The organism is Gaiella sp., assembly GCF_039915195.1.
In the GTDB taxonomy this organism is placed as follows: domain Bacteria; phylum Actinomycetota; class Thermoleophilia; order Gaiellales; family Gaiellaceae; genus Gaiella.
In genome coordinates, this window is record NZ_JBDSNT010000151.1 from 16339 (window position 1) to 40105 (window position 23767).

At 67.7% G+C, this 23767-nt stretch carries 24 protein-coding genes; 9 read left to right on the forward strand and 15 right to left on the reverse strand.

Features of this window, described 5'->3' with window-relative positions; genetic code table 11:
- The first annotated feature begins 22 nt into the window (after window positions 1-22).
- Window positions 23-733 carry a hypothetical protein gene (locus ABIR74_RS13795; protein ID WP_348179113.1) on the forward strand — a complete coding sequence of 237 codons (711 nt, stop codon included), beginning with the start codon at window positions 23-25 and terminating at the stop codon, window positions 731-733.
- A 24-nt stretch (window positions 734-757) separates the two neighbouring features.
- A complete protein-coding gene (locus ABIR74_RS13800; RefSeq protein ID WP_348179115.1) occupies window positions 758-2182 on the forward strand; it encodes an NAD(P)/FAD-dependent oxidoreductase in 1425 nt (474 codons plus the stop codon).
- Window positions 2183-2325: 143 nt separating this feature from the next.
- Here ABIR74_RS13800 and ABIR74_RS13805 read toward each other — a convergent pair whose 3' ends face one another.
- The 11 genes from ABIR74_RS13805 to ABIR74_RS13855 form a co-directional block, all read right to left on the reverse strand.
- Window positions 2326-3450: a serine hydrolase gene (locus tag ABIR74_RS13805; protein ID WP_348179117.1), complete on the reverse strand. Its 1125-nt coding sequence runs from the start codon at window positions 3448-3450 to the stop codon at window positions 2326-2328.
- On the reverse strand, window positions 3447-5438 hold the full coding sequence (locus ABIR74_RS13810) for a (Fe-S)-binding protein (RefSeq protein ID WP_348179119.1): 1992 nt from the start codon (window positions 5436-5438) through the stop codon (window positions 3447-3449). Before ABIR74_RS13810 ends, ABIR74_RS13805 begins: the two co-directional genes overlap by 4 nt.
- A gap of 139 nt (window positions 5439-5577) precedes the next feature.
- Window positions 5578-6522 (reverse strand): electron transfer flavoprotein subunit alpha/FixB family protein, encoded by a 945-nt coding sequence (locus ABIR74_RS13815; RefSeq protein WP_348179121.1) that lies wholly within the window; start codon window positions 6520-6522, stop codon window positions 5578-5580.
- A complete protein-coding gene (locus tag ABIR74_RS13820) occupies window positions 6519-7286 on the reverse strand; it encodes an electron transfer flavoprotein subunit beta/FixA family protein (protein ID WP_348179123.1) in 768 nt (255 codons plus the stop codon). The genes ABIR74_RS13815 and ABIR74_RS13820 overlap by 4 nt, the downstream gene beginning before the upstream one ends.
- On the reverse strand, window positions 7283-9799 hold the full coding sequence (locus ABIR74_RS13825) for an FAD-dependent oxidoreductase (protein ID WP_348179125.1): 2517 nt from the start codon (window positions 9797-9799) through the stop codon (window positions 7283-7285). Before ABIR74_RS13825 ends, ABIR74_RS13820 begins: the two co-directional genes overlap by 4 nt.
- Before the next feature lie 34 nt (window positions 9800-9833).
- On the reverse strand, window positions 9834-10517 hold the full coding sequence (locus ABIR74_RS13830; protein WP_348179162.1) for a GntR family transcriptional regulator: 684 nt from the start codon (window positions 10515-10517) through the stop codon (window positions 9834-9836).
- 233 nt (window positions 10518-10750) lie between these two features.
- On the reverse strand, window positions 10751-11731 hold the full coding sequence (locus tag ABIR74_RS13835) for a glycine betaine ABC transporter substrate-binding protein (protein ID WP_348179127.1): 981 nt from the start codon (window positions 11729-11731) through the stop codon (window positions 10751-10753).
- A gap of 61 nt (window positions 11732-11792) precedes the next feature.
- Window positions 11793-13790 (reverse strand): ABC transporter permease subunit, encoded by a 1998-nt coding sequence (locus tag ABIR74_RS13840; RefSeq protein WP_348179129.1) that lies wholly within the window; start codon window positions 13788-13790, stop codon window positions 11793-11795.
- Between the two features lie 7 nt (window positions 13791-13797).
- Complete coding sequence (locus ABIR74_RS13845) at window positions 13798-14886, reverse strand: glycine betaine/L-proline ABC transporter ATP-binding protein (RefSeq protein WP_348179131.1); 1089 nt, start codon at window positions 14884-14886, stop codon at window positions 13798-13800.
- A gap of 62 nt (window positions 14887-14948) precedes the next feature.
- The gene (gene eno, locus ABIR74_RS13850) at window positions 14949-16235 is read right to left on the reverse strand and encodes a phosphopyruvate hydratase (protein WP_348179134.1); all 1287 of its coding nucleotides are present in this window, start codon (window positions 16233-16235) and stop codon (window positions 14949-14951) included.
- Window positions 16226-17200, reverse strand: coding sequence for a phosphotransferase (locus ABIR74_RS13855; protein WP_348179136.1), 975 nt, complete (start codon window positions 17198-17200; stop codon window positions 16226-16228). Before ABIR74_RS13855 ends, eno begins: the two co-directional genes overlap by 10 nt.
- Before the next feature lie 34 nt (window positions 17201-17234).
- On the opposite strand from ABIR74_RS13855, the gene ABIR74_RS13860 reads away from it, so the two are divergent.
- The 7 genes from ABIR74_RS13860 (at window position 17235) to ABIR74_RS13890 (ending at window position 20591) form a co-directional block, all read left to right on the forward strand.
- A complete protein-coding gene (locus ABIR74_RS13860; protein WP_348179138.1) occupies window positions 17235-17834 on the forward strand; it encodes a DNA-3-methyladenine glycosylase I in 600 nt (199 codons plus the stop codon).
- Window positions 17831-18481, forward strand: coding sequence for an RraA family protein (locus tag ABIR74_RS13865; protein ID WP_348179140.1), 651 nt, complete (start codon window positions 17831-17833; stop codon window positions 18479-18481). Before ABIR74_RS13860 ends, ABIR74_RS13865 begins: the two co-directional genes overlap by 4 nt.
- Window positions 18482-18546: 65 nt before the next feature.
- Window positions 18547-18819 (forward strand): hypothetical protein, encoded by a 273-nt coding sequence (locus tag ABIR74_RS13870; protein WP_348179142.1) that lies wholly within the window; start codon window positions 18547-18549, stop codon window positions 18817-18819.
- 43 nt (window positions 18820-18862) lie between these two features.
- On the forward strand, window positions 18863-19120 hold the full coding sequence (locus ABIR74_RS13875) for a hypothetical protein (protein ID WP_348179144.1): 258 nt from the start codon (window positions 18863-18865) through the stop codon (window positions 19118-19120).
- A gap of 198 nt (window positions 19121-19318) precedes the next feature.
- Window positions 19319-19534, forward strand: a complete 216-nt coding sequence (locus ABIR74_RS13880; RefSeq protein ID WP_348179146.1) for a type II toxin-antitoxin system prevent-host-death family antitoxin — start codon at window positions 19319-19321, stop codon at window positions 19532-19534.
- Window positions 19531-19926, forward strand: a complete 396-nt coding sequence (locus ABIR74_RS13885; RefSeq protein WP_348179148.1) for a PIN domain-containing protein — start codon at window positions 19531-19533, stop codon at window positions 19924-19926. Before ABIR74_RS13880 ends, ABIR74_RS13885 begins: the two co-directional genes overlap by 4 nt.
- 116 nt (window positions 19927-20042) lie before the next feature.
- Window positions 20043-20591 (forward strand): FAD-dependent oxidoreductase, encoded by a 549-nt coding sequence (locus ABIR74_RS13890; RefSeq protein ID WP_348179150.1) that lies wholly within the window; start codon window positions 20043-20045, stop codon window positions 20589-20591.
- A 207-nt stretch (window positions 20592-20798) separates the two neighbouring features.
- On the opposite strand, the gene purQ is transcribed toward ABIR74_RS13890, so the two are convergent.
- From purQ to purB, 4 genes are all read right to left on the reverse strand, one after another.
- On the reverse strand, window positions 20799-21488 hold the full coding sequence (purQ, locus tag ABIR74_RS13895) for a phosphoribosylformylglycinamidine synthase subunit PurQ (protein ID WP_348179152.1): 690 nt from the start codon (window positions 21486-21488) through the stop codon (window positions 20799-20801).
- Window positions 21485-21730, reverse strand: coding sequence for a phosphoribosylformylglycinamidine synthase subunit PurS (gene purS, locus ABIR74_RS13900; protein ID WP_348179154.1), 246 nt, complete (start codon window positions 21728-21730; stop codon window positions 21485-21487). Before purS ends, purQ begins: the two co-directional genes overlap by 4 nt.
- Complete coding sequence (locus tag ABIR74_RS13905) at window positions 21727-22584, reverse strand: phosphoribosylaminoimidazolesuccinocarboxamide synthase (protein WP_348179156.1); 858 nt, start codon at window positions 22582-22584, stop codon at window positions 21727-21729. Before ABIR74_RS13905 ends, purS begins: the two co-directional genes overlap by 4 nt.
- Window positions 22577-23767, reverse strand: a 1191-nt coding sequence (gene purB / locus ABIR74_RS13910; protein ID WP_348179158.1) for an adenylosuccinate lyase, incomplete at its 5' end; no start/stop codon positions are given. The genes purB and ABIR74_RS13905, both read right to left, overlap by 8 nt.

Genomic DNA, 23767 nt, shown 5'->3' on the forward strand with positions numbered 1-23767 from the left:
GAAAAGGAGGAGAGAGGTAATCATGGCCGAGGAACCGCGCGATACGGGCAACTGGGCGAAGCCCACGTCAACGCTGACCGTGACGGAGACGACCCCGGGCGCAGCCAATCTCGTCGAGGGCAAGCGCCTCCTGAGCCCCGTCCAGGGCTTCGGGAAGATGTGGCAGAAGACCTACAAGGTCGGTATCGACGGAGTTGAGGCCACGCCGCAGGCCGTGATCGCGGAGTGGAGAGACAACTTCCCCTCGTTCTGGCCGAAGGGGAATGATTTCTACCCGCCGCTCACCGGGCTCGAGCCGGGTGAGGTGGCGCTGATCAAGGCCGCCGGGCCGGGTGGAATGAAGTTCAAGACCGGCGTCATGGTGCTCTACTCCGACAACGAGTCGTTCACGCTGATGACGCCGGAAGGGCACATGTTCGCCGGGTGGATCACGTTCAGCTCCCACGAGGAGGAGGGACGTCCGGTCGCCCAGACCCAGGTTCTGATGCGCGCCCAGGATCCGATCAGCGAGATGGGGCTGACGATGGGCGGCCACAAGATGGAGAACAAGTTCTGGGAGCAGACGCTCGCGAACCTCGCCACCCATCTTGGCGTCGATGACCCGAAGGTGACGACGACGGTCACGTGCGTCGACAAGAAGCGCCAATGGTCACAGGCGAAGAACGTGAAGCACTCGGTCGCGATCCGCTCGACGCTCCACATGCTCAAGCCGGGCAAGAAGACCGCCGGTTGACCTCCGCTCGGTAACGTCAGCAGCGTGCACGATGCGATCGTCGTCGGTTCCGGGCCCAATGGCCTGGCGGCGGCGATCGTGTTTGCGCGCGCCGGTCGCTCGGTGCTCGTGCTCGAGGGCCGCGACACGATCGGCGGCGGCCTTCGCACCGAGGAGCTGACGCTTCCCGGATTCCGGCACGACACGTGCTCGGCGATCCACCCGCTCGGGATCGCCTCCCCGTTCATGCGCTCCGTGCCGCTCGCCGAGCACGGGGTCGAGTGGATCCAGCCGCCCTCACCCCTCGCGCACCCACTCGACGACGGCACTGCGGTGCTATTGGAGCGCTCGCTCGCGGAAACCGCAGCGGGGCTCGGTGAGGATGCGCGCGCCTGGCGTCGCCTCTTCGACCCGCTCGTCGACGCATCCGACGAGCTCGTCGCAGGAACGCTCGCCGGGCCACGCCCGCCTCGGCATCCGATTCACATGGCGCGCTTCGGGCGGAGCGCGCTGCGCTCGGCCTCCGGCCTCGCCCGCTCCCGCTTCGATGGCGAGCGCGCCCGCGCGCTCTTCGCGGGCAATGCTGCACACGCGATGCTCCCGCTCGAAGCGACCGCCACGGCGTCCTTTGGCTTGATCCTCGCGATGCTCGGCCACTCGGTCGGTTGGCCTCTCCCCCGCGGCGGCTCGCAGTCGATCGCCGATGCGCTTGCGTCCTACCTCCGCTCGCTCGGCGGTGAAATCGAAACGGGCCACACCGTGACGTCGCTGAAGGAGCTCGTGTTGAATCAACACAAACACGTCCTGCTCGACGTGACGCCGACGCAGTTCCTCGCGCTCGCGGGCGACGAGCTCCCAGCGCGGTATCGGCGGGCGCTCGAGAAGTACCGTTATGGCCCTGGCGTCGTGAAGGTCGACTACGCGCTCTCCGGGCCGGTGCCCTGGGCGGCACCCGAGTGTGCCCGAGCCGCCACCGTCCACCTCGGCGGCACGCTCGACGAAATCGCGGCCGCCGAGGCAGCGGTTTCGAAGGGCCGTCACCCCGAGCGGCCTTACGTTCTCGTTGCGCAGCAGAGCCTCTTCGACTCGACACGCGCACCGGCGGGGCAGCACACGGTGTGGGCCTACACGCATGTCCCGAACGGCTCGACGCTGACGGAGGGCACAGTGGCGGCGATCGAAGCACAGCTCGAGCGCTTCGCACCCGGGTTTCGCGACCTCGTCCTCGCGCGCAGCGTGCTCGATCCTGCCGCGATGGAAGCCCGGAATCCGAACTACGTGGGCGGCGACATCAACGGCGGCAGCGCCGACCTACGGCAACTCTTCGCCCGCCCGGTCGCCCGCCTGAATCCCTACAAGACGCCAATCAACGGCGTCTACCTCTGCTCGTCGTCGACGCCACCTGGCGGCGGCGTACACGGCATGTGCGGGTATCACGCGGCGCGGGCCGCGCTGGAGCACGCCTCGTAGGGGCGACGCACACGCTGGCGCCGATGCATCGCCCGCCGATGCATCGCCCGCCGATGCGTGTGACCCGCGGGCGACGCTCCTCGGCGCCTGAGGCGCCGTTCCGCATAGCCCCTACGGTGGTGGGATCGCGAGCGGCCGGCAGCTCAGCCCAGCGCGGCGCACACGGCGAACGCAGCAGCATCGCCGAGCCGGGCGGCATCGTCGTCCCAGGGGCGCGGCCAGCTCGACATGCGCGCCACTACGCATTCGGACGGTTGGTGGACGAGCACCTGCTGCCCGTGGATGCCGTAGCCCGAGTAGATCCCCGCCTCGGCGTCGCGGACCCACCACTGGTCGCGGTAGAAGGCCGTCGGTGGCATGTCGTGCGAATCGGGCGATGATCGAAAGGCCTCGATCCGGTCGGCATCGGCCGAGCGCAGACGTTGCACCCACTCGGCCGGCACGACCTGGCGACCGTCAACCGCGCCCCCCTGCAGGAACATGAGCCCGAAGCGGGCGAGATCTGCAAGCGTGACGCAGAAGCCGCCGTCGACGAGCGGAAAGCCCCCGGGGCCGAGGAGCAGGTCGGCGTCGTGGCCGGCCCCCATCGGCTGCCAGATCCGCGAAGCGAAAAGGGACGCGAGCGGTTCACCTGACGCCCGCTCGAGGCACCACCCGAGCACGTCGGTGAGGATCGACCGGTACTCGAACGGCCCCCCGTGAGGGCCCTGCAAACTCATCGCGGCGATGTAGTCGGTGGGTGACGGATCGTCCTCGAGCCGCGGGAGCCACCCGAGAACGCGGAAGCCGCGGTATGACTCCGACGCCTCGTCCTCGTAGTCGGTCTCGTTGAAGGCGACGCCTGCGCGCATGTCGAGGAGATGCTCGATCGTGCACCCGTCCCAGCACGAGCCGGCGAGCTCGGACAGATGGTCGGGTACGAGGTCGTCAGGGTGGATGCGTCCTTCGCCGACGAGGACGCCGACGAGGGCGGCCGTCATCGACTTGGACACCGACTGGAGGATGTGCGACGTCTCGGGCTGCATCGTCAGGTAGCGCTCGAAGACGACCGTCCCTCGCTGGATGACCAAGAACCCGTCGACGTCCGACTGCTGCAGAGCCTCCGTGAGCGACATCGTGACGTCGCCGGCGGTGATCGGGAGGTCGTCGAAATCGACGAGCGCGCGCGGCAACGGGCTGACCCGCTCCCCACGCCGCACCGCCGCACTCGGCACGAGCTCGCGGCTGTGCGAGACCGTCCACCGAACGTCCTTCGACCCCCAGATCACGTCGTCGCTCCGTCGCGCGGCTCGAGCGCCTCCGCGAGAAGCGTCGCGACGTCGGCGACGCGCATCTCCGAGCCGTTCTGCTTAACCCCGTCGTCGAGCATGATCGTGCAGAACGGGCAGGCGACCGCGAGCGTCCCGGCTCCGGTCTCTGCCGCCTCGCGGGCGCGCTCCTCGTTGATCTGGTTGCCACGCTCCTCCATCCACATGTGCGCGCCGCCGGCGCCGCAGCAGAAGCCGCGCTTGCCGCTTCGCGCCATCTCGAGTGGCTTCCCGACACGGGAGACGATCTCGCGTGGCGCCGAGATGACGTCGTTGTGGCGGGCCAGATAGCAGGAGTCGTGATAGGTGATCTCCTCCGTGCCCGCGACCGGAGCGAGACGCCCTTCCTGCAGGAGTTCGGCCAGGAGTTCGGTGTGGTGGACGACCTCGTAGTTGCCGCCGAAGTCGGGATACTCGTTCGCGAGCGTGTTGAAGCAGTGCGGGCAGCTCGCGACGATCTTCGTCACGCCGGCCTCGTTCATCGTCGCGACGTTCTGCTCCGCGAAAGACTGGAAGGTGTACTCGTTGCCCATCAGGCGGGCCGGATCACCGGTACACGACTCGCGGGGGCCGAGGACTGCAAAGTCGACGCCGGCCGCCTGCAGGAGCTTCGCCGTGGACTGCGCGGTCGTCTTCGCGCGCTCGTCATACGAGGCTGCGCACCCGACCCAGTAGAGCACGTCGGGCGCCGGCTCACCGGGCTGCAACACACGTACCTCGAGTCCCTCGGTCCAGTCGGCGCGCTCGGTCTGCGGCTTGCCCCAGGGGTTTTGCGAGCGCTCGACATCGCGCAGCATCGTCTCGCCGTCGGAAGGGAATCGCCCTTCGACCATCACGAGGTGACGACGGAGGTCGACGATGTGATCGACGTGCTCGATCGCCACCGGGCACTCCTGCACACAGGCGCCGCAGGTGACGCAATCCCAGACGACGTCGTCGCTCACCGCGTTCGGGACGAGCGCGCTCGGCTCGAACGCATTGCCACCCTTCGACGCTGCAAGAAGGTTCGGCCCCTCGGCGAAGAGCTGATCGCGCAGTCCCATGATCAACAGCTTCGGTGAGAGCTCCTTGCCCGTCTGATACGCAGGACAGACGTCCTGGCAGCGGCCGCACTCGGTGCACGACATCGTGTCGATCATCTGCTTCCACGTCATGTCGGCGATCGTGGCTGCGCCGAAGCGCATCTCGCTCTCGTCCTCGACAGTGAAGTCGAGCGGCTCGAGGCGGCCACGCCGGCGCGTGCGCCCGAACCAGACGTTGATCGCCGCAGTCGCGATGTGGAGGTGCTTCGAGTGCGGCAGGTACGCCATGAAGCCGACGACCAACAGGACGTGCGCCCAGACGAAGATCCGCTCGCGCACTTCCGCCCACGTCCCCTCACCGAACACCTGCGCGATCGCATTCGAGACCGGTGACCAGGAGGCGGGCCATTCGTTGAGCCCCGTGGCGATCAGGGCCGCGTGCCAGAGCAGGAGTGTGAGGACGATCATCGCGATCAGGCCGAGAATCAGATCGGCCTCGCCGAGGTGGCTGCCCTTGAACCGCTCGGGGCGCTGCACCTTGCGGATCCAGAACGCCGAGATCACGCCGACGAGGACGAGGACGACGAAGAGGTCGACGAGCAACGCGAACCAGCCCTGATGGCCCAGCCAGGGGAGGGTCGAGCCCTTCGAGACGGCCCCGATCAGCGCCATGATGATCGTCGGGAAGAGGATCAAGAAGCCCCAGAAGATGAGGGCGTGGATGAGGCCCGGGCCGAGCCGCTGGAAGAGCTTCTTCTGGCCGAGCACGACGACGGCCTGGTTGCGTACGCGCTGCGGCACGTCGTCGAAGCGTTGCAACGGCTTGCCGAGGCGCACGAGCTGCGTCAGCATCAGCGCGCGACGGCCGAAGAGCATCCCGGCGACGCCGAGAACGAGGAGGAGCGCGAGGCCCGAGACGTACGTCATTGCACGGAACGAACGACCCGTAGGGGCAATGCGTAGCCTCGCCGTAGGGGCAATGCGTAGCCTCGCCGTAGGGGCGATGCGTAGCCTCGCGGTAGCGAGGCGAAGCGTCGCCCGCCCTGCCGCCCCGGTCGCCCGGGCCTCATCCGCGCCGCCTCCGGAGCTCCGCCGAGACCGCCGGCAGCACCTCGTGCAGATCCCCGACGACCGCGTAGTCGGCGATCGACATGATCGGCGCCTCGGGATCGGTGTTGACGGCGAGGATCTTCTTCGCGCCCTTCGCACCGGCGATGTGCTGGGTCGCACCCGACACGCCGCACGCGATGTAGATCTCGGGCGCGATCTTGTTCCCCGTCTGCCCCACCTGGTCGGTGTGCGGGCGCCACCCGGACATCGTTACCGCGCGCGAGCAACCGACGGCGCCGCCGAGAAGGCCGGCCAACTCCTCGACGACCACGAAGCCTTCCGCCGATCCAACCCCCCGGCCGCCGGTCACGACGACCTTCGCGTCGGCGAGCGAGACGCCGCCGGCAGGAGGGGCAACCCGGTCGCGCACGCGCACGACGAGGTCGGCATCCGCGATCTCCGGCGTGAAGGTCTCCACGGAGCCTGGCGCACCCGCGGCGACAGGTGCAACGGCGTGCGGCGCCACGGTGAGCAAGGCTCGTCCCGCGTGGAGCCGCGCCTCCTCCAGGAGGCTCCCACCCCAGCGAACGCGCGTGAGGAGAAGAGGATCGCCCTGCGTCACCGAGATGCAGTTCGCGGCGAGCGGCTCACCGAGTCGCACCGCGGCGCGCGCCATTGCATCGGTCGCGCGCCCGGTTCCGGGCGCGACGACGGCGGTCGCACCGATCTGCTCGGCGAGGCCACAAAGGACTGAGGCCCACGCGTCGGGCGCGAAGGCGTCGAGGGCGTCGTGCTCAGCGACATGAACCACCGCGGCAGGAACGCTCGCCGCCGCAGCCGTTCCTCCAGGCCCGATCACGAGCGCGTGCGTCTCGCCCCCGAGACCGGCTGCGAGCGTCAGCGCCTGCAACGAGACATCGGTGGCCGCACCGTCGACATGCTCTACGAGAACGAGATTCACGATGCCACTCCGATCTGCTCGAGAAGGTCGACGACGGCCGAGGCCGCATCGGCGCCGTGGCCGAGCACCTCGGCCTGCTTCGACTCTCCTTCGGGCACCACAAGACGCGAGCGCTCGAGCCGAGACGCGGGCCGTTCGGGCGTCGAAGCGTCGAGCGGCTTCTTCCCTGCCCGCATCCGGCCGGGAACCGAGGGATAGCGCGGCAGGTTGAGGCCCTCGAGCACCGTAACGACCGCCGGGAGCGGCAACTCGTAGACATCGCGTCCGCCTCCCTCTTCCTGCTCGCAGCGCGCGACGCCGCCCTCGACGGCGACACCCTTGAGTCCCGTCGCGCAGGGACGATCGAGCGCATGAGCGACGCGAAGCCCGATCTGGAATCCCCCGGAGTCGGCCGACTCGTTACCGAAGAAGATCAGGTCGAACGGTCCTGAAGCTGCCTCGTCGGCGCGCACGGCCTCAACGATCGCGCCCGCCGTCGCCTCCGGATCCCACTCCTCGCCATCCGTGACGAGATGGATTCCCCGAGCGATCCCGATCGCCATCGAGTCGCGGAGCTGCTCCTGCGCGTCGGCCGGGCCGAGCGTGAGCACGACGGTGTCGCCGCCGTGGTGTTCCCACAGTCGCACGGCCTCCTCGACGCCGCACTCCTCGTGCGGGCTGATCGCGAAGCCGAGATGCTTCGTCTCGATCGCCTGCTTGTCCTCGGTGAGGACGATACGACCACCGGTCATGGGAACGCGCTTCACGCAGACGAGTGTCTTCACGAGCGAATTCTCTCATTCTCGGGATCGAACGGTGCGGTTGCACCGGCGACCGCAACCGTCACGGGGTAGCGCTCGTTCATGTACTCCACGGCCAGCGCGTCTGATCCCTCGAGAGCGTGCTCCGGCGGCAGGTAGGCCATGAGGATGTACTTGCCGAGCGACGGCCCCGCGCCGGCACTCGTCACGTACGAACGGCGGCCCTTCGCGTCGGTGAGCGGCGTGCCGTCGCGGAGCGTGATGGGCTCGCGCCCGAGCGGATACCGCTTGACGCCTGCGGAGGAGGTGTGGTCGTCCACGGTGAGAGTGCAGAGGATCGCAGCAGGATCCTCCTCGCGGTGGCGCAGGTGCGCCTCCTTGCCGACGAAGTCCTGTTCTTTCACCTTCGGCCGCTGCATCCCGGCCTCGACGACGTTGACCTCGGTTTCGAGCTCGGCACCGTAGGCCCGATACGCCTTCTCGAGCCGTCCGGTCGTCCCGTAGACACCGATCCCGCAGGCCGTGAGCGAGTGCGGCTGCCCCGCCTCCCAGAGCACATCCCAGAGCCGTGCGCCCTGCTCGATCGGCACGTAGAACTCCCAGCCGAGGTCGCCGACGTAGGAGATCCGTGAGGCGAGCACGAGCTGTGAGCCGATCTCGATCGTGCGGCAGCGCCCGAACGGGAACCCCTCGTGTGAGACGTCGTCGGAAGTGACGCTCGAGAGGATGTCGCGAGACCTCGGCCCCCAGACGCCGATCGTCGTCCATGCCGTCGTCACGTCGACGAGGCTGGCCGACCCATCGCCTGGCAGGGCGTCGATGAAAAGCTTCCGATCGGCCATGCCGTGCGCGCCGCCGGTGACAACGCGGAACAGGTCATCGTGGAGTCGCATGATCGTGAGGTCCGACTTGAAGCCGCCGCCCTGGCTGAGCACCGGGGTGTAGACGACTCGGCCCACCGGAACGTCCATCTGCGCCATCACGGCGTGCTGCAATGCGTCGAGCGCGCCCGCGCCCTGTACGTCGAAGATCGCGAAGGCGGAGAGGTCGAAGATGCCGGCGTGCTCGCGCATCGCGAGGTGCTCGGCGTTGATGATCGGCGACCACCAGCGGGAGTCCCACTCGCCCTCACGCCGCTCGACGCCGTAGTGCTCGACGAGTGGGGCGTTGGCCTCGTACCACTGCGGCCGCTCCCAGCCGACGGCCTCGTAGAAGGCCGCGCCGAGTGCCTTCTCCTGTGCGTGCATCGGCGAAATGCGAAGGCCGCGCTCGCTCGACCACTGCTCGGCCGGGTGAACGATGCCGTAGGTCTTCGGAAAGGCCTCGAACGCACGGGCCTTCGTGTGCGCTCGTGTCTTCTGGTGGTCGTGGAAGCGGCTCGCGTCGGAGGTATGGAGGTCGATGTGCGACTCCCCGAGCACCATCCACTCGGCGACCGATTTGCCGACGCCAGGCCCCTCCTTGACCCACACCGCCGCAGCAGACCAGAGACCCTTCACCTCGGGCGTCTCGCCGAGGATCGGCATCCCGTCGGGGGTCAGTGATATGAGGCCGTTGATCGCGTACTTCACGCCCACGGACTCGTCGCCGACGATCTCGGGCATCAACTCGAGCGCGTGCTCCATCTGGTCTGCGAAGTCGGCCTGCGTGAACGGGAACTCGGTGGGCGAGAGCGCGGCCTCCTCGACCGACGGGATCTCCTCCGGGTCGTGGAGAATCGAGCGGTGGGCGTAGGAGCCGATCTCGAGGCCGACGCCGTCCTGACGCTCGTACATGAACACGTCCATGTCGCGCACGATCGGGAACTCGATCGCGCTCGACGAGCGCTCGAACCGGGGCACCGGGCCGACGTCGATCATCTGGTGCACAGCCGGCGTGAGCGGGATGTGCGCTCCGGCCATGGCAGCGAGGAGCGGCGTCCAGACGCCGCACGCAATCACAACGACCTCGGCTTCGATCGTGCCACGGGAGGTGTGCACGCGCCTGATCCGGCCGTGCTCGACGTCCATGCCGCTGACGTCCGTATTCGCGAAGACCTGTAGGCCTCCGCTGTCGATGCCCTTCTCGCGCATGATCGTGCCGGCGCGGAGCGAGTCGACGACGGAGACGGTGGGGCAGTAGAAGCCGCCGAGGAGAATTGCCTCGTCGATGTACGGCACCATCTCCTTGATCTCGGCCGGTGTGACGAGCCGGGCTGAATCGACACCCCAGGACTTCGCAGACGCCATCCTGCGGCGGAACTCCTCCATCCGCTCCTCGGTGCGGGCGACCTCGATGCCGCCGCACTCGGTATTGACGCCCATCTCGATGTACTGGCGCTGCGACTCGAGAGTCAGCTGCGTCATCTCCTTCGAGTGGTCGACAGGGAAGATGAAGTTCGACGCGTGGCCGGTCGAGACGCCCGGGTTCGGCAGCGGCCCCTTGTCGATCTGGACGACGTCCGTCCAACCGAGTCGCGTGAGGTGATGGACGAGGCTGTTGCCGACGATGCCGCAGCCGATCACGACGGCTCTGGCGCTCGTGGGGAAAGTACTCATGGGATGGGTCTCCTTGCCTTTCGGGGTTCGATGATCAGAGAACGGCGCGGATCGACCGTTCGAAGCTCTGGATGTGACGGCGCATGACGTCCTCGGCCCGCTCGGCGTCGCCGTCGCAGATCGCCTGGAGGAGCTCGCGATGCTCGGTGACCGCGTCGTCGAGCTGCGTGACGCGATCGAGAGCGAGGAACCAGATGCGCAGGCTGAGCGTGTAGTACTCGTTGAGCGCCGATTCGACGAACGGATTGTGGGCGCAGCGGTAGATGTGGCGGTGGATGCGCTGGTCGAGGCCGATCAGTCCGCGCTCATCGTGCGCGTCGCGTGGGCCGGGAAGGTCAGAGAGCAGGGCACGCGCGACATCACGCTCGTGGGCATTGGCACGCTCTGCCGCGAGGCGGGCGGCGAAGCTCTCGAGGGTGATCCGAGCCTCGGAGAGGGCCGCGAGATCTCCAACCTCGACGGGCGAGACGACGATGCCTCGGCGGGGGTAGACCTCGACGAGCTTCTCCTGGGCGAGCGTTCGGAGGGCCTCACGGACGGGCGTACGCCCGAGCCCGAGGCGCTCCATCAGCTCGCGTTCGCTGACGGGTGATCCCGGTGCGAGCTCGAGCGTGACGATCAGCTCGCGGATGTCGACGGTCGCGCGCTCACTGAGCGACAGCGACTCTTCGGGGTCGGGCCGCAGAAACGGCGGAGAGATGAGCGGCGCGGTTGATATACGACGTGTATATCAGACGCGAGTGCGGGTGCCAAATCGAGCAGGCGACCGCTCACGTCCACGCGCACCTCGGCGACCGGCTGAAGTCCACCTCCCGCGCTCGCCGCAACGCCCCTGCCCAAAGAGGCCCGCGGGCGGGCCCCTTCAGGATCTCGCGAAGCGAGCAGAAAAGAAAGGCGACGGGAAGAGGAGGGAGGGGCCGCGGTACGCTCTTCCACCGCGGCCCCTCCCGACTACTTCCCTAGCCAGGCGTTGACCTTGCCGGGGTTCGCCTTGACCCACGTCTCGGCGGCCTTCTCCGGCTTCATCTTCTTGCCGCCGATCATAAACGCGACGGTGTTCTGATCCTTGGCCGTCCACTTGAACTTCTTGACGACGCCGACGGCGGGTGAGCCACTCGCCGCGAACTTCGCGCCGATGATCTTGTCGAGTGGGTACGACGGGTACTCGCACGCGTACTGCTTCGGGTCGCCGCCCTTCTTCTCGTCGTCCTTGCACGCCGCCGTGCGCGGCGGCAACTTGACCTTGACCAGGTCGTAGGACCCGTTCAGGTACTGCGGGTCGTACCAGTAGAAGAGCACGGGCTTCTTCTGCTTGTAGAGCTGGCTCCAGCGCGCGACCTGGGCCGACTCGGCACCGGCGACGACGTGCTTGAGGTTGAGGCCGAGACCCTTGATGATCGCGCGGTCCTTCTGAACGTAGGACGGGTCGCCGCCGAGGAACATCCCCTGCGAGCCCGACTCGGGCGACTTGAAGATGCTCTCCTTGCCCTTCAGTCCCTTCCACGTCGCGAACTGCGGATACTTCTTCAGCAGGTAGCGCGGGATGTACCAGCCGATCACACCGGTGACGCCGTTCGTCCCGACCTTCACGAGCTTCCTGGTCTTCGTGTACTGCGGGAACGAGCCGAGGTTCTGCCAGTCCTCGAGGATGACGTCGATCTTGCCGTCCGCCATCGCCTGGAAGTTCGGCTGACCCTCGGTGATGTTCGAGACCTTCACCTTGCAGCCGAGCTTGTTCTCGAGCACGTACCTGACCACGTAGACGTTGGCCGAAGAGCCGGCCCATGCGTTCTCGTTCAGCGTGACGTTGCCGCAGGCAGCGGCGCGCGAGCTTCCGCCAAGTGCGCTGGCCGCGAACACGGCGACAGCGGCCACCCCGACGACCCCGAGCACGACGCCCCGTCGCCCTCTGGTTCCGAAGAACTTCTTCATCCGATCCTCCCTGTTGAGATCCGTCTCTGTCTATTGAACGTGATTGGGCCGTACTTGTTTGTCACATCTCGTTCGCCGGTCGAGCTTTTCTCGATCCTTGCGTGACGCGATCGAGCGCGATTCCGAGCGCGAGTATCGCGACCGAGGCGATTGTGCCCTGTCCGAACTGCCCGCGCACGAGGCCCTGCGCGACCTCGTAGCCGAGCCCACCCGACCCGACGAGCCCTCCGATCACGACGACCGAGAGCACCATGATCAGGCCCTGATTGACGCCGAGCATGATCGCATCGCCTGCGAGCGGGATCTTCACCTTGAACAGGATCTGCATCCGGGTCGCACCGAACGCGTCGGCCGCCTCGACCGTTTCCGGAGCGACGTCACCGAGGCCTCGTTCGACGAGCCGGATCACGACCGGGAAGGCGTAGAGGACGCCCGCGATGATCCCGGGCACGACCGAGACGGGCATCAGATAGATGAACGGGATGATGTAGACGAGCTGCGGCATCGTCTGGAGCACGTCGTTGATCGGACGCAGGATCCTCGAGACCGTCCCGCTCTCGGCAGCGGCGATGCCGAGGAAGACGCCGATCGCGACCGCGAAGAGCGTCGCCACGAGCACCTGCGAGAGGGTGTCCATCGCGAGCGCCCAGACACCGAGAACGCCGATCAGTGAGAGCATCAGGAACGTCGTGAACGCTGGTCGGCGGCCCGAGATGATGAATGCGATCAGCGTCAATCCCGCGACAGTCGCGAACCATGGCGACTCGACGAGAAAGCCCTGGATCGGGAGCAACAGCTTCGTCAGGATCGAGTTCCCGGTCGGCTCCGTGATCCCGAAGACCCACGACGTCGGATCCTGGACGTAGTCGAGCACCCACTGGATCTTCCCGAGCAGAGTCTCCTGGATCGTGACGGTCTGTTCCTTCACGCCGACGACGTCGGGATAAACGGCGCTGACGCCGAGGAGCTTCGCGATCCCGATCGTGCCGGCGATCGCGACGAGAACGCCGACCGACTGCGTACGCAGCTTCTTCTTCCCCGCGTCGTCGAGATGGCGTTTGGTCGGATCTGTGCGGTTCGCGATCTGCTCGGTCACGCGGTCGAGCGTCATTGCCATGATCACGATCGCGACGCCCGCGAGGAGCGCGAGCGCGGGATTGGTGTAGAGCCCGGTGTTGACGACCGCGCCGAGGCCGCCGCCGCCGATCAGCCCGGCGATCACGACCATCGAGAGTGCGAAAAGGATCGTCTGGTTCACCCCGAGCAGGAGCATCCGGCGCGCGAGCGGGAGCTGGACCTTCGAGAGCATCTGACGGCGCGTTGCGCCCATCGACGCGGACGCCTCGACGGTGTTGATCGGGACGCCGCGGATCCCGAGGGCGGTGATCCTGACCGCCGGCGGGATCGCGTAGATGATCGTCGAGACGACTGCGGCCGCATAGCCGATCGAGAAGAGCAGCACGACCGGCATCAGATACGCGAACGCGGGCACGATCTGCATGGCGTCGAGGACGGGGTTGATAGCGCGCTGGAACCGATCGGAGCGCCCGGCGATGATGCCGATCGGGACGCCGATGACGAGTGCGAGGCCGACGGAGGCGATCATCAACGCGAGCGTCTCCATGCTCGCCTGCCAGAGGCCGAGGAGGGCGAACGAGGCGAAGGCGCCGAAGATGATCACGGCGGCACGGCGCCCGCCAAAGCGCCAGACGACGAGCGTCCCTGCGACGGTGGTGCCGACCCACGTCATCCAGAGGATGAACTGGTTGAGCCAGCCGACGAGGTTGTCGAGGAAGAGGCGGAACCAGTTGAAGATCGTGAAGAAGAGGCCGGTGTCCTCGGCCGTCCTCTGGTCGATCAGCCACGTCTGGAACTCGTCGAGCCGCGCCGAGAGCGATGTGAACGTGAGGCTCGTCGGCCAGGGATACTCGAGCTTGAGCGCCTGGTAGACGATGATCATCACGGCGACGACGGCGACCACCTTGATGGGTCGGCCTCTCCACCAGGGCCGGTGGTTCACCATTGGAACAACGATCGGCACCTCGGTCAGCGCGGACACCGGCGGCCTAGCCCCCTTCGCCGGCGATCGCCTTCAGCACCGCGACGCGATCGACGACTCCGACGACGCGGCCGTCCTGCATCGCGCGAACGGGCTTTTCGCTGCCGGCGAGGACCGGCACGGCGTCGCGAACCGTGGTTGTGACGTCGAGCTCGGGACCATCGCGTTCCTCACCCGGTGCGGGATCGCGCATGATCCAGCGCAGCGTGAGGACGTGGCTCCGCGGAACGTCACGCACGAAGTTCTCGACGTACGCGTCGGCAGGGGAGCCGACGAGCTCCTCGCCGGTTCCGAGCTGCACGATCTTGCCGTCGCGCATGATCGCAATCCGGTCGCCGAGGCGGAGCGCCTCGGGCAGGTCGTGGGTGATGAAGACCATCGTCTTGCCGGTCTCCTGCTGCAACCGCATCACTTCGTCCTGCATGTCTCTGCGAATGAGCGGATCGAGGGCGCTGAACGGTTCGTCGTACAGCATCAACGTGGGATCTCCTACGAACGCCCGCGCGACGCCGACACGCTGCTGCATGCCGCCCGAGAGCTGGTCGGGGAACGAGTTCGCGACGTCCTCGAGTCCGACCACGCCGAGAACTGCACGCGCCTTCTCGAGTCGCTCCTGCTTGGGAACACCGCGGATCTCGAGGCCAAAGGCGACGTTGTCGATCACCCGGCGGTGCGCGAGCAGGCCGAAGTGCTGGAAGATCATCGAGACGGAGTTCCGACGGAGTGAGCGCAGCTCCGAGGTACTCGCGCTCGTGACGTTCTGCCCGGCGATCTCGATTGCGCCGGCGGTCGGCTCGATCAGGCGGATCAGCGTGCGCACGAGGGTCGACTTGCCCGAGCCGGAGAGACCCATCACGACGAACACCTCGCCGGGCCAGACCTCGATCGAGACGTCGTGGACGGCTGCGACGCAGCCCGTCTTGGCGCGGAGCTCCGAGCGCGACAGGTCTGCGTCGGGCGTTCCGATGATGCTGTCGGCCTTCGGACCGAAGATCTTCCAGACATTCTCGGCCCGGATCACGGGCTCGAGACCCGCGCGGGTCGAGGCCGGTGGCGCGGGGGTGGAGACGGTTTCGGTCGGTAGCTGGCTGCTCATGTCGTCTGTTGAGACCTGTGGATCATCTGCCTCTGGCCACCAGGATGCAAGCGGGTGGACCGTCAACCGGAGGGGAGCGGAGCAAGCGCCGCGCCTCCGGCGAACATCGCGTCCTGTTGTTCGGACTCGATGCGGAGAAGCCGGTTCCATTTCGAGGTTCGCTCGGAGCGGGTCGTGGAGCCCACCTTCAGCTGGCCCGTGCGCCAGCCGACGGCAAGGTCGGCAAGCCAGCTGTCCTCCGTCTCGCCCGAGCGGGCCGAGAGCACGGTCGCGTAGCCGGCGGCCTGGGCAAGCTCGACCACGCGCCGAGCGTCGGTCAGCGTTCCGACCTGATTCGGCTTCACGAGGACGGCGTTCGCGACGCCTTGCTCGATGCCGCTACTTAGCCGCTCGATCGAGGTCACGAAGAGGTCGTCGCCGAGAAGCTGGACAGACGGCGCGAGCCGGTCGGTGGCGTACCGCCAGCCCGCCTCGTCGTCCTCGCCGAGCGCGTCCTCGATCGAGACGATCGGGTAGTCCACAACCCAGCCTGCCAGCTCGTCGACGAGCTCATGGGCACGGAGGCTTCGATTCTCGCTCGCGAGCACGTACGACCCGTCGACGAGGAACTGTGTTGCCGCGACATCGACCGCGATCGCCACCTCTGCTCCGGGCTCGAGCCCGCTCCGCTCGATCCCCGCGAGCAGGACATCGAGCGCGGCACGATTGGACGGTAGCGATGCAGCAAGCCCGCCCTCATCAGCGACGAGCGACGTGTCGTGGCCACGGTCGCGAAGCACGGTCGCTGTCGCCGATCGTACGCGCGAGGCCCACTCGATAGCCTCGACGAACGTCGCCGCGCCGATCGGGACGACGAGGAAGTCCTGCACGTCGATGAGGCCGCCCGCGTGCGCCCCACCGGAGATCACGTTCACCATCGGCAGCGGGAGCAGTGGTGCCAGGTCCGCGCACAGCGCTCGCCAGAACGGCAGCCCCTGGCTCCGGGCGGCCGCAAGCGCGCACGCCACGGATGCGGCGAGCACGGCGTTCGCCCCGAGCCGCGTGAGGTTCGGCGTTCCGTCGAGCGCCCGGAGTGCGGCGTCGATCCCCTCCTGATCGAGGACGTCTCGCCCCACGAGCTCCGTTCCGACCTCCGTGCGCAGTGCGGCGACCGCGTCCTGGACGCCCCTGCCCCCGTATCGCTCGCCGCCGTCGCGACGCTCGTGTGCCTCGTGCGATCCCGTGGACGCCCCGGAGGGAACGGTCGCTTCGCCTTCGCTACCGTTTTCGAGGCTCACCGCGCACCCCACGGTCGGCGTGCCGCGGGAATCGAATGCTTCCCACGCGTGGAGATCCGCGATCAGCGCCACTGCCAGAGTCCCTCCTCCGGCCTGCGCAGGAGCTTGATCCCGGCCTCGCGGGCATGTTCCCGCGAAGGCGGATCGAGGAACTGTGCCGGCGACTTCCCGTCGGTTCGGGCAAGTATCAGAGCAGCGGTGTGGGCGGTCACCGACGCCCGGTCTCCCGCGAACTCCGCTCCGGCCGCCTCGTCGTAGCCGGCCAGGAAGCTACCGGCGAGCGAGCGTAGCTCCGGCACCAACGGCTCCCACCTGATTGCCGAGAGCACCACGAACGAGAGGAAGAAGCCGAGGTCGAACACGGGGTTCCCGTAGTGCGCGACTTCGAAGTCGAGCACCCAGTTGCCGGTATTTCCGACGAGCATGTTCTTGAGTGAGTAGTCGCCGTGGACGAAGCAGCGGCGGTCTCTGCGCAGTTCCTCGAGGAGCGGGGCAATCCCGTCCGCAAGCTCGGGGCGCCGCTCGATCACCGTCTCGTGGAAGGGGCGTAGACGGAGCTGTTCGAAGGCCTCGATGTCGCCGAACCCCGGGGGAGGCGGGGCGTCGGAGGTCGCGGTATGCCAGGCACCGAGCGTTGCTCCGGCCCAGCGACCCGCGTCGGCGTGCGTTCGCCCCTCCCCAACCTCGACCTGCCAGTTCCGCGCGGTCGAAGGGATCAGCTCCATCACGAGCGCGTGGACGGCCGGGTCGCTGTCGATGACTGTCGGAACGACGCCGGGAGTGATCGCCCCGCACAGCTCCATGGCCGCGACCTCGGTCTCGGCCCTGTCGAGCGTCGCAAGCCACTCGTCTCGGACGCGCAGTTGCGGCAGCGCCTGCTTGACGACGAACGCGTCGCCGGTCGCGGCGACCGACGCCGAGATCACGGTCGCCGACACGCCGCCCGGAAGCTCTGCGACGTCAATGGCGGCGCCGCGCGGGACGACGCCTCGCTCGACGAGGTAGGCCGCGGCGTTCTCCAGTGTGAGCTCGAACATCGCATCGGACGCTACCGATCGGCACAATCGAACGATGATCGATCTCACCTACGACGCCAGCGGAACTGCGCGTTGCGGCTGGTGCGGCGACGACCCGCTCTACCGCACCTATCACGACGAGGAGTGGGGCCGCGAGAAGCGGGGCGATGACAGCCTGTTCGAGCTGCTGTCGCTCGAGGGGTTCCAGGCCGGGCTCTCGTGGCTGACGATCCTGCGCAAGCGAGAGAGCTTCCGCGCGGCGTTCGCCGGCTTCTCGATCGCAGCCGTGGCCCAATTCGACGAGGGCGACGTGGAGCGGCTGCTCGGAGACGCGGGGATCGTCCGGCATCGCGGCAAGATCGAGGCGACGATCGGAAACGCGGCTGCTGCGCTCGAATTGAGCGAAGGGCTCTCGGACTTCGTCTGGGGGTTCGCTCCGCCGCCGCGGTCGGGGAGGCCGACGGGCATGGGTGACCTCCCGGCGGCGACACCCGAGTCGACGACGCTCTCGAAGGAACTGAAGCGGCGTGGGTTCGGCTTCGTCGGCCCGACGACGGTGTACGCCTTCATGCAATCTGCCGGGATGGTCGATGACCACATCGAGGGCTGCTTCGTCGCCGAGACCGGGTCGCGAGCACGGACAGCCGCGCCGTGAGCGGAGACGCTTCCGCCGTGCTCGGTGATGTGCCGGTTGCCGTCATCTCGGACGCGCTCGACCGGCTGGGCCGACGCGACCAGGTACTCGACCTTGCGATCCGACCGCTCTGGCCGGAGGCGCGACTCGCGGGCGTGGCGGTACCCGTCGTGATCGTTGCCGACACGTCGGAGCCGGAGCTCCCCTACGACGGCGAACTGACGGCGCTCGACGGGTTACGGCCCGGTGACGTGCCTCTCCTCGCCGTGGCAGACGGTGTTCGCTGCGCCTCGTGGGGCGAGCTGTTCTCCTGCGCCGCACTGGGTCGTGGTGCGGCGGGCGTCGTGATCGACGGGTACGCCCGTGACGCGGTCGAGATCAAGGCACTCGGCTTCCCCACGTTTGCGCGCGGGCTCTCGCCGCTCGACACGTTCGCCCGGGCGATCGTGACAGGCATCGACGTGGAGGCGCGCGTCGGAGGAGTCGATGTTCGTCCGGGGGATCTCGTCGTCGGAGACGTCGACGGGATCGTGGTCGTGCCGCAGGAGATGGTCGCCGAGGTTACGGAAGCCGTCGTTACGAAGCACCGCCTGGAGGGCAATGCGCGCGAGGATCTTCTTGCCGGCATGGGCATCCGCGAGGTCTGGGTCAAGTACGGCGTGCTCTGAACCGGCGCACACTGGACACAGAGGCGACACCCCTCCATGACGTTTCCGACGGTACGTTGTCTTCCATGAAGACAATCACGACACGGACAATCTCGACGCCATGGGGAAGGGCGCGATCGGTCGAGCAGGTGAACCTCGCGCAGCGGGCCGGGGAGCGGCGGTTCTCGACGGTCGTGGAGCTGCTCGAGACGGAGGGAGGCGAGCGGCTCGTCCGGTTCGCATACACGACTGATGGCAGTGCCCGCCGAGGGCCGGTCACGCTGCGGGCGAAGGACGTGGAGCGTATGCACAAGCTGCTTGAGCGGACGCCGGAACTGCGGGAGGCTCTTGAGCGATGAGCGAGGAAGAGAAGTCCAAGGCGATTCCCGACGCTTCGTCGGCGTGTGGGCCAATGCAGTCGAGGTCGAAGCCTGGGCCGACGAGGTGACGATGGACTTCATTCGGATGGATCCCGTGCAGTCGCGAGGAATGGTCGTCGCTCGCGTGACTTGCTCGCCGACATTCCTGCGAACGCTCGTCGACAAGCTGGAGGGCGTCTGGCAAGATTGGGCGCACGCTCCAGAGCATCAGCGAATCCTCGACCGCGTACGTGCTGATCTGATTCGTCAGTACGAGGGGCGCCGCAAGACGGATCGGTAGCGCGGGGGTATTGCCCGGAGCTACGGCCCCCTCGCGGCTTCATCTCCCCGTTCAACGGAGCGGCGTCCGGCATGAATCGGCCGGAGCGGCCGACAGCCCGTTCCCCAACCCTGCGCCGCGCGCAACGATGCCGGCATTTGCACGGCCCGAATTGCCGTGACACAAAATGACCATTATAATGGCTATGTGCCCCGAAGAATGACCGCTACGGAAACAAAGGCGACCATCCTCGCCCTTCTCGACGAGGTGGCAACCGGCGAGGAGATCGAGATCACAAAGCACGGACGTGTCGTCGCACGTCTCGTGCCGGCCGTCGGCCCCCACGCGCTCGAGGGGACGCTCGCGGGCGTTGCAGTGACCGCGGGCGAGGACGATGACCTGTTCACGACCGGGGTCGTCTGGGACGCCTCGTGACGACCACCGTCTTGCTCGACACCCACGTACTGCACTGGTGGTCTGCCGAGCCGAAGCGGGTGAGCTCCGCCGCAGCCCAGGCGCTCGCCGGGGCCGACGAGCTCGCCGTCGCCGCTGTCACGTGGTACGAGCTCGCGTGGCTTGCGCGGAACGAACGGATCATGCTGACGATCCCTGTCAGATCCTGGCTCGAGCAGCTCGGCAGCCTCGTGCGGACGGTCGGAATCACGCCGGCAATCGCCGATACGGCAGTGGGACTGCCGGCAACGTTCCCGGGAGATCCCGCGGATCGCCTGATCTACGCGACCGCAGTCGAGCATGGGTGGAGACTCGTCACCAAGGACCGCCGGTTGCGCGGCCACCGGCATCTCCGGCCCGTGACGCTCTGGTAGTGCGTGCGGGCGAATCCACGGGCTGACACCGTCGGGTAGCACGAGCGGAGGCGTTCGCCGAGCCTCCTGCGTGCGCCCTTGCGCGCAGCTGAGGTGCGGGAGTACCCTGCCAGGCGGTGAGGCAGGATCCGGAATTCGACGTACTCGTGATCGGCGGAGGGCTCGCTGGATCGTCGTTGGCAATCGCCCTGGCGAGGGAAGGTGCGCGCGTCCTCCTGGTCGAGCGCGAGCGAGTGTTCCGGGATCGTGTTCGGGGCGAGGTCATGGCTCCCTGGGGGACGGTCGAGGCAAGGCGGCTCCGCCTTCTTGACCTCCTGCGGGAGCGGTGCGCGATCGATGTGCGGTATCTGACCTACCACTTCGGCGGAGAGGGCGAGTCTCTCGATCTGCCGACGGCTGCACCACACTTCGAGCCGTCGCTCGCGTTTCACCATCCGGTCATGCAGGAGACGCTGATCGATGCCGATCAGCACGATGAGTACTGGGTGCGTCTGCGCGACGCCGAGCGCCTCTCAGCTGCAGCTTTGATGTCGGTGGGCCCGGGCGGTGCCTCGCGCCGTGACCGGACACTCGAGATCTTCGGTCGCGAACCGGAACTCGAAACCTGGACCTACGGTCCCGAGGCGAACTGCGACGATGCCGTTCGCGCAGAGCTTCTCGCGTAGAGGCACCCGAACCACGGAGGCACGTACAGCCCGGTACATTCCGCGGCCTAGCGTCCCGGTCGACGCCGGATCACGACCGCGACTCGTGTTCCCGAGCTGCCGATCGAGCATCCGTTGCCGCCGGATCCGGTGTGATTCGGGCGGGCAAGGCCGCCAGGCGCGCTCGCCGACACGCCTGGACGTCCGCCCGGCACGGGAGCCCGGAGGCTACGCCTGGAGCGGAACCCGCGCGGCGCTGAGCAAACCCTCGAGGATCGCGACGCCACCCGTCGGCCCGAGGAGCGGATCGACTGCGTGCTCGGGATGCGGCATCAGGCCGAGGACATTTCCCCCTCCGTTCGTGACGCCGGCCACGCGCCCGACCGCACCGTTGACGTCCTCGGTGTAGCGAAGAGCGATCTGGCCGCGAGCCTCGAGCGAAGCGACCAGCTCATTGTCGCCGTACCAGTTGCCCTCGCCGTGCTTGATCGGGATCACGAACTCCTGCGCCACCGCCCATGTCCCGGCGAACGCGCTCGACGTGCTCTCGACCGTGACCGTGACGTCGGCGCAGATGAACTGCTCCTGCCGGTTCTGTCGGAGAACGCCGGGCAGCAGACCCGCCTCGCAGAGAATCTGGAAGCCGTTGCAGATCCCGAGCACAGGCCCGCCCGAGGCCGCAAAAGCGCCGACTGACTCCATCACGGGCGCGAACCGCGCGATCGCACCGCAGCGGAGATAGTCCCCGTACGAGAACCCTCCCGGCAGAACGACGCCCGCAGTACCGTCCGGCAGCGCGGTCTCGCCGTGCCAGACGCGAACCGACTCGGCTCCGAGAAGCTCGAGTGCGAGCGCTGCGTCGCCGTCGTCGTTCGACCCGGGGAACGTGACGACCGCGATCCGTGGCCCACCGCTCACGCGCCATCCTCGATCTCGATCGTGAACGACTCGATCATCGGATTGGCAAGGAGGTCACGCGACATAGCGGCGAGCGCCTCCTCCGCTTCGGCCGGATCGTCGACCTCGAGATCGACGTCGACGAGGCGCCCGACACGCGCGCTCGTGACCGCGTACCCGAGCGTTCGAAGCGCCTCACCGACCGCCTCCCCTTGCGGATCGAGGATGGCTTCCTTGGGACGAATCAGGACTGTCGCCTTCACATGACCACCTTCGGGTCGGAGAGATAGCGCTCGAACGGGATCTCGGTCAGGCGTTCGAACGCATCGATATAGCGGCCCCTCGTGCCGGCCACGACATCCACGGGCACGTCGGGGCCTGGGTAGGTGCGATCCCACCCCGTCGAGAGGCAGAAGTCGCGAACGTACTGCTTGTCGAACGACGGCTGTGGGCCACCGGGCGCATACGTGTCGGCCGGCCAGAAGCGAGACGAGTCCGGCGTCAGGGCCTCGTCGGCAAGGGTCACGACCCCGTCGCGGTCGGTACCGAACTCGAACTTCGTGTCGGCGAGGATGATCCCGCGCGATTCCGCGTGGTCGGACGCAAAGATGTACAGCGCGATCGCCGCTTCGCGCGCTGCTGCGTACGCGTTGGCGCCGCACAACCGGGCAGCCTCCACTTCCGTGATGTTGAGATCGTGGCCTTCCTCCGCCTTGGTCGCGGGCGTGACGATCGGCTCGGCTAGACGCTCCGACTCGAGGAGCCCTGACGGCAAAGCATGCCCGCACACCGAGCCCGACGCCTGGTAATCGACCCAGCCGGAGCCCGAGAGATAGCCGCGAACGACGAGCTCCACAGGCAGCATCTCGAGGCGCCGGCAGATCGTCGTCCGCCCGTCGTCTCCGAGCTCGAGCAGGTGGTTCGGGACGAGCTCGCGCGTGCGGGCGAACCAGAATGCGGACATCCCGGTGAGCACGCGCCCCTTGTCGGGGATCGGTGTCGGCAGGATCACATCGAACGTCGAGATGCGATCGGACGCAACGAGCTGGAGGCGGTCGTCGTCGAGCGCGTAAACCTCGCGCACCTTGCCGCTTGCGAGGTGAACCGCTTCAGGCACGCGTAGCCTCCCCGCGCGCGGAAACGAGTGCGCGAAGACGGCCGAAGACGACGTCGACATGCGCCGTGTACGCGCCGGGGTCGAACACCTCGCCGAGATCGACGCGGCCCGCTATCTCCATGTCGGCATCGACGAGCCCTCGGAAGCCGAGGCCCTCGTCCCACGCGCGCATCGCGTTGCGCTGTACGAGGCGATACGCCTCATCGCGGGAGAGTCCGGATTCGACGAGCGCGAGGAGAAGGCGCTGACTGAAGTAGAGGCCATGACTCGACGCAAGATTCTCGAGCATCCGCACCTCCCGCACGACGAGCCCCTCGACGAGCCAGGTGAACCGGTCGAGCATGTAGTCGACGGCGAGAAACGAGTCGGGGATCACGACTCGTTCGGCGGACGAGTGGGAGATGTCACGCTCGTGCCAGAGGGCGACGTTCTCGAGCCCGACGATTGCGTTGGCTCGCACGATGCGTGCGATGCCACAGATGCGCTCGGCCGTGATCGGGTTGCGCTTTTGCGGCATGGCCGAGGAGCCTTTCTGGCCCCGCCCGAACGGCTCTTCTACCTCACGCACCTCCGTCCGTGCGAGATGCCGGATCTCCGTGGCGAACCGGTCGAGCGACGAAGCAAGGAGCGCCAGCGCCGACAGCAGCTCGGCATGGCGATCGCGCTGCAGGATCTGGGTGGAGCTAGGTGCCGGCTCGAGGCCGAGGCGCGCGCACGCGACCCCCTCGACCGCAGGCTCGGCCGCCGCATACGTGCCCACAGCGCCCGATAGCTTCCCGACACGCAGCCCCTCGATCGCGTGGACGAGTCGATCTCGGTCGCGCTCGAGCGCGAACGCCCACCCGGCGAGCTTGAGCCCGAACGTCGTCGGCTCCGCATGAACGCCGTGCGTGCGGCCCATGCACAACGTCTCGCGGTGCTCCTCTGCGCGGAAGACGACGGCGCCGAACGCGCGGTCGATGCCCTCGAGAACGACCGCGCCGGCCTCCTGCACTGCGAGCGAGAGCGCGGTGTCGAGCACGTCAGAGGAGGTGAGTCCGTAGTGGAACCAACGCCCATCCTCGCCGAGCCCCTCGGAGACGGCGTCGACGAAGGCGGCGACATCGTGGTTCGTCTCGCGCTCGATCTCGGCCACGCGCTCAGGCGTGGGAGTCACGGCTCGCTCGCGAATCGTCGCGACCGC

What these genes read in the sequence shown, in the direction of transcription:
- ABIR74_RS13880 (WP_348179146.1), top strand. Translation starts at nt 19,319, where the DNA reads ATGACCGCTACGGAAACAAAGGCGACCATCCTCGCCCTTCTCGACGAG.
- ABIR74_RS13845 (WP_348179131.1), bottom strand. Translation starts at nt 14,886, where the DNA reads ATGAGCAGCCAGCTACCGACCGAAACCGTCTCCACCCCCGCGCCACCG.
- ABIR74_RS13810 (WP_348179119.1), bottom strand. Translation starts at nt 5,438, where the DNA reads ATGACGTACGTCTCGGGCCTCGCGCTCCTCCTCGTTCTCGGCGTCGCC.
- ABIR74_RS13825 (WP_348179125.1), bottom strand. Translation starts at nt 9,799, where the DNA reads ATGAGTACTTTCCCCACGAGCGCCAGAGCCGTCGTGATCGGCTGCGGC.
- ABIR74_RS13795 (WP_348179113.1), top strand. Translation starts at nt 23, where the DNA reads ATGGCCGAGGAACCGCGCGATACGGGCAACTGGGCGAAGCCCACGTCA.
- ABIR74_RS13835 (WP_348179127.1), bottom strand. Translation starts at nt 11,731, where the DNA reads ATGAAGAAGTTCTTCGGAACCAGAGGGCGACGGGGCGTCGTGCTCGGG.
- ABIR74_RS13870 (WP_348179142.1), top strand. Translation starts at nt 18,547, where the DNA reads ATGAAGACAATCACGACACGGACAATCTCGACGCCATGGGGAAGGGCG.
- ABIR74_RS13855 (WP_348179136.1), bottom strand. Translation starts at nt 17,200, where the DNA reads ATGTTCGAGCTCACACTGGAGAACGCCGCGGCCTACCTCGTCGAGCGA.
- ABIR74_RS13860 (WP_348179138.1), top strand. Translation starts at nt 17,235, where the DNA reads ATGATCGATCTCACCTACGACGCCAGCGGAACTGCGCGTTGCGGCTGG.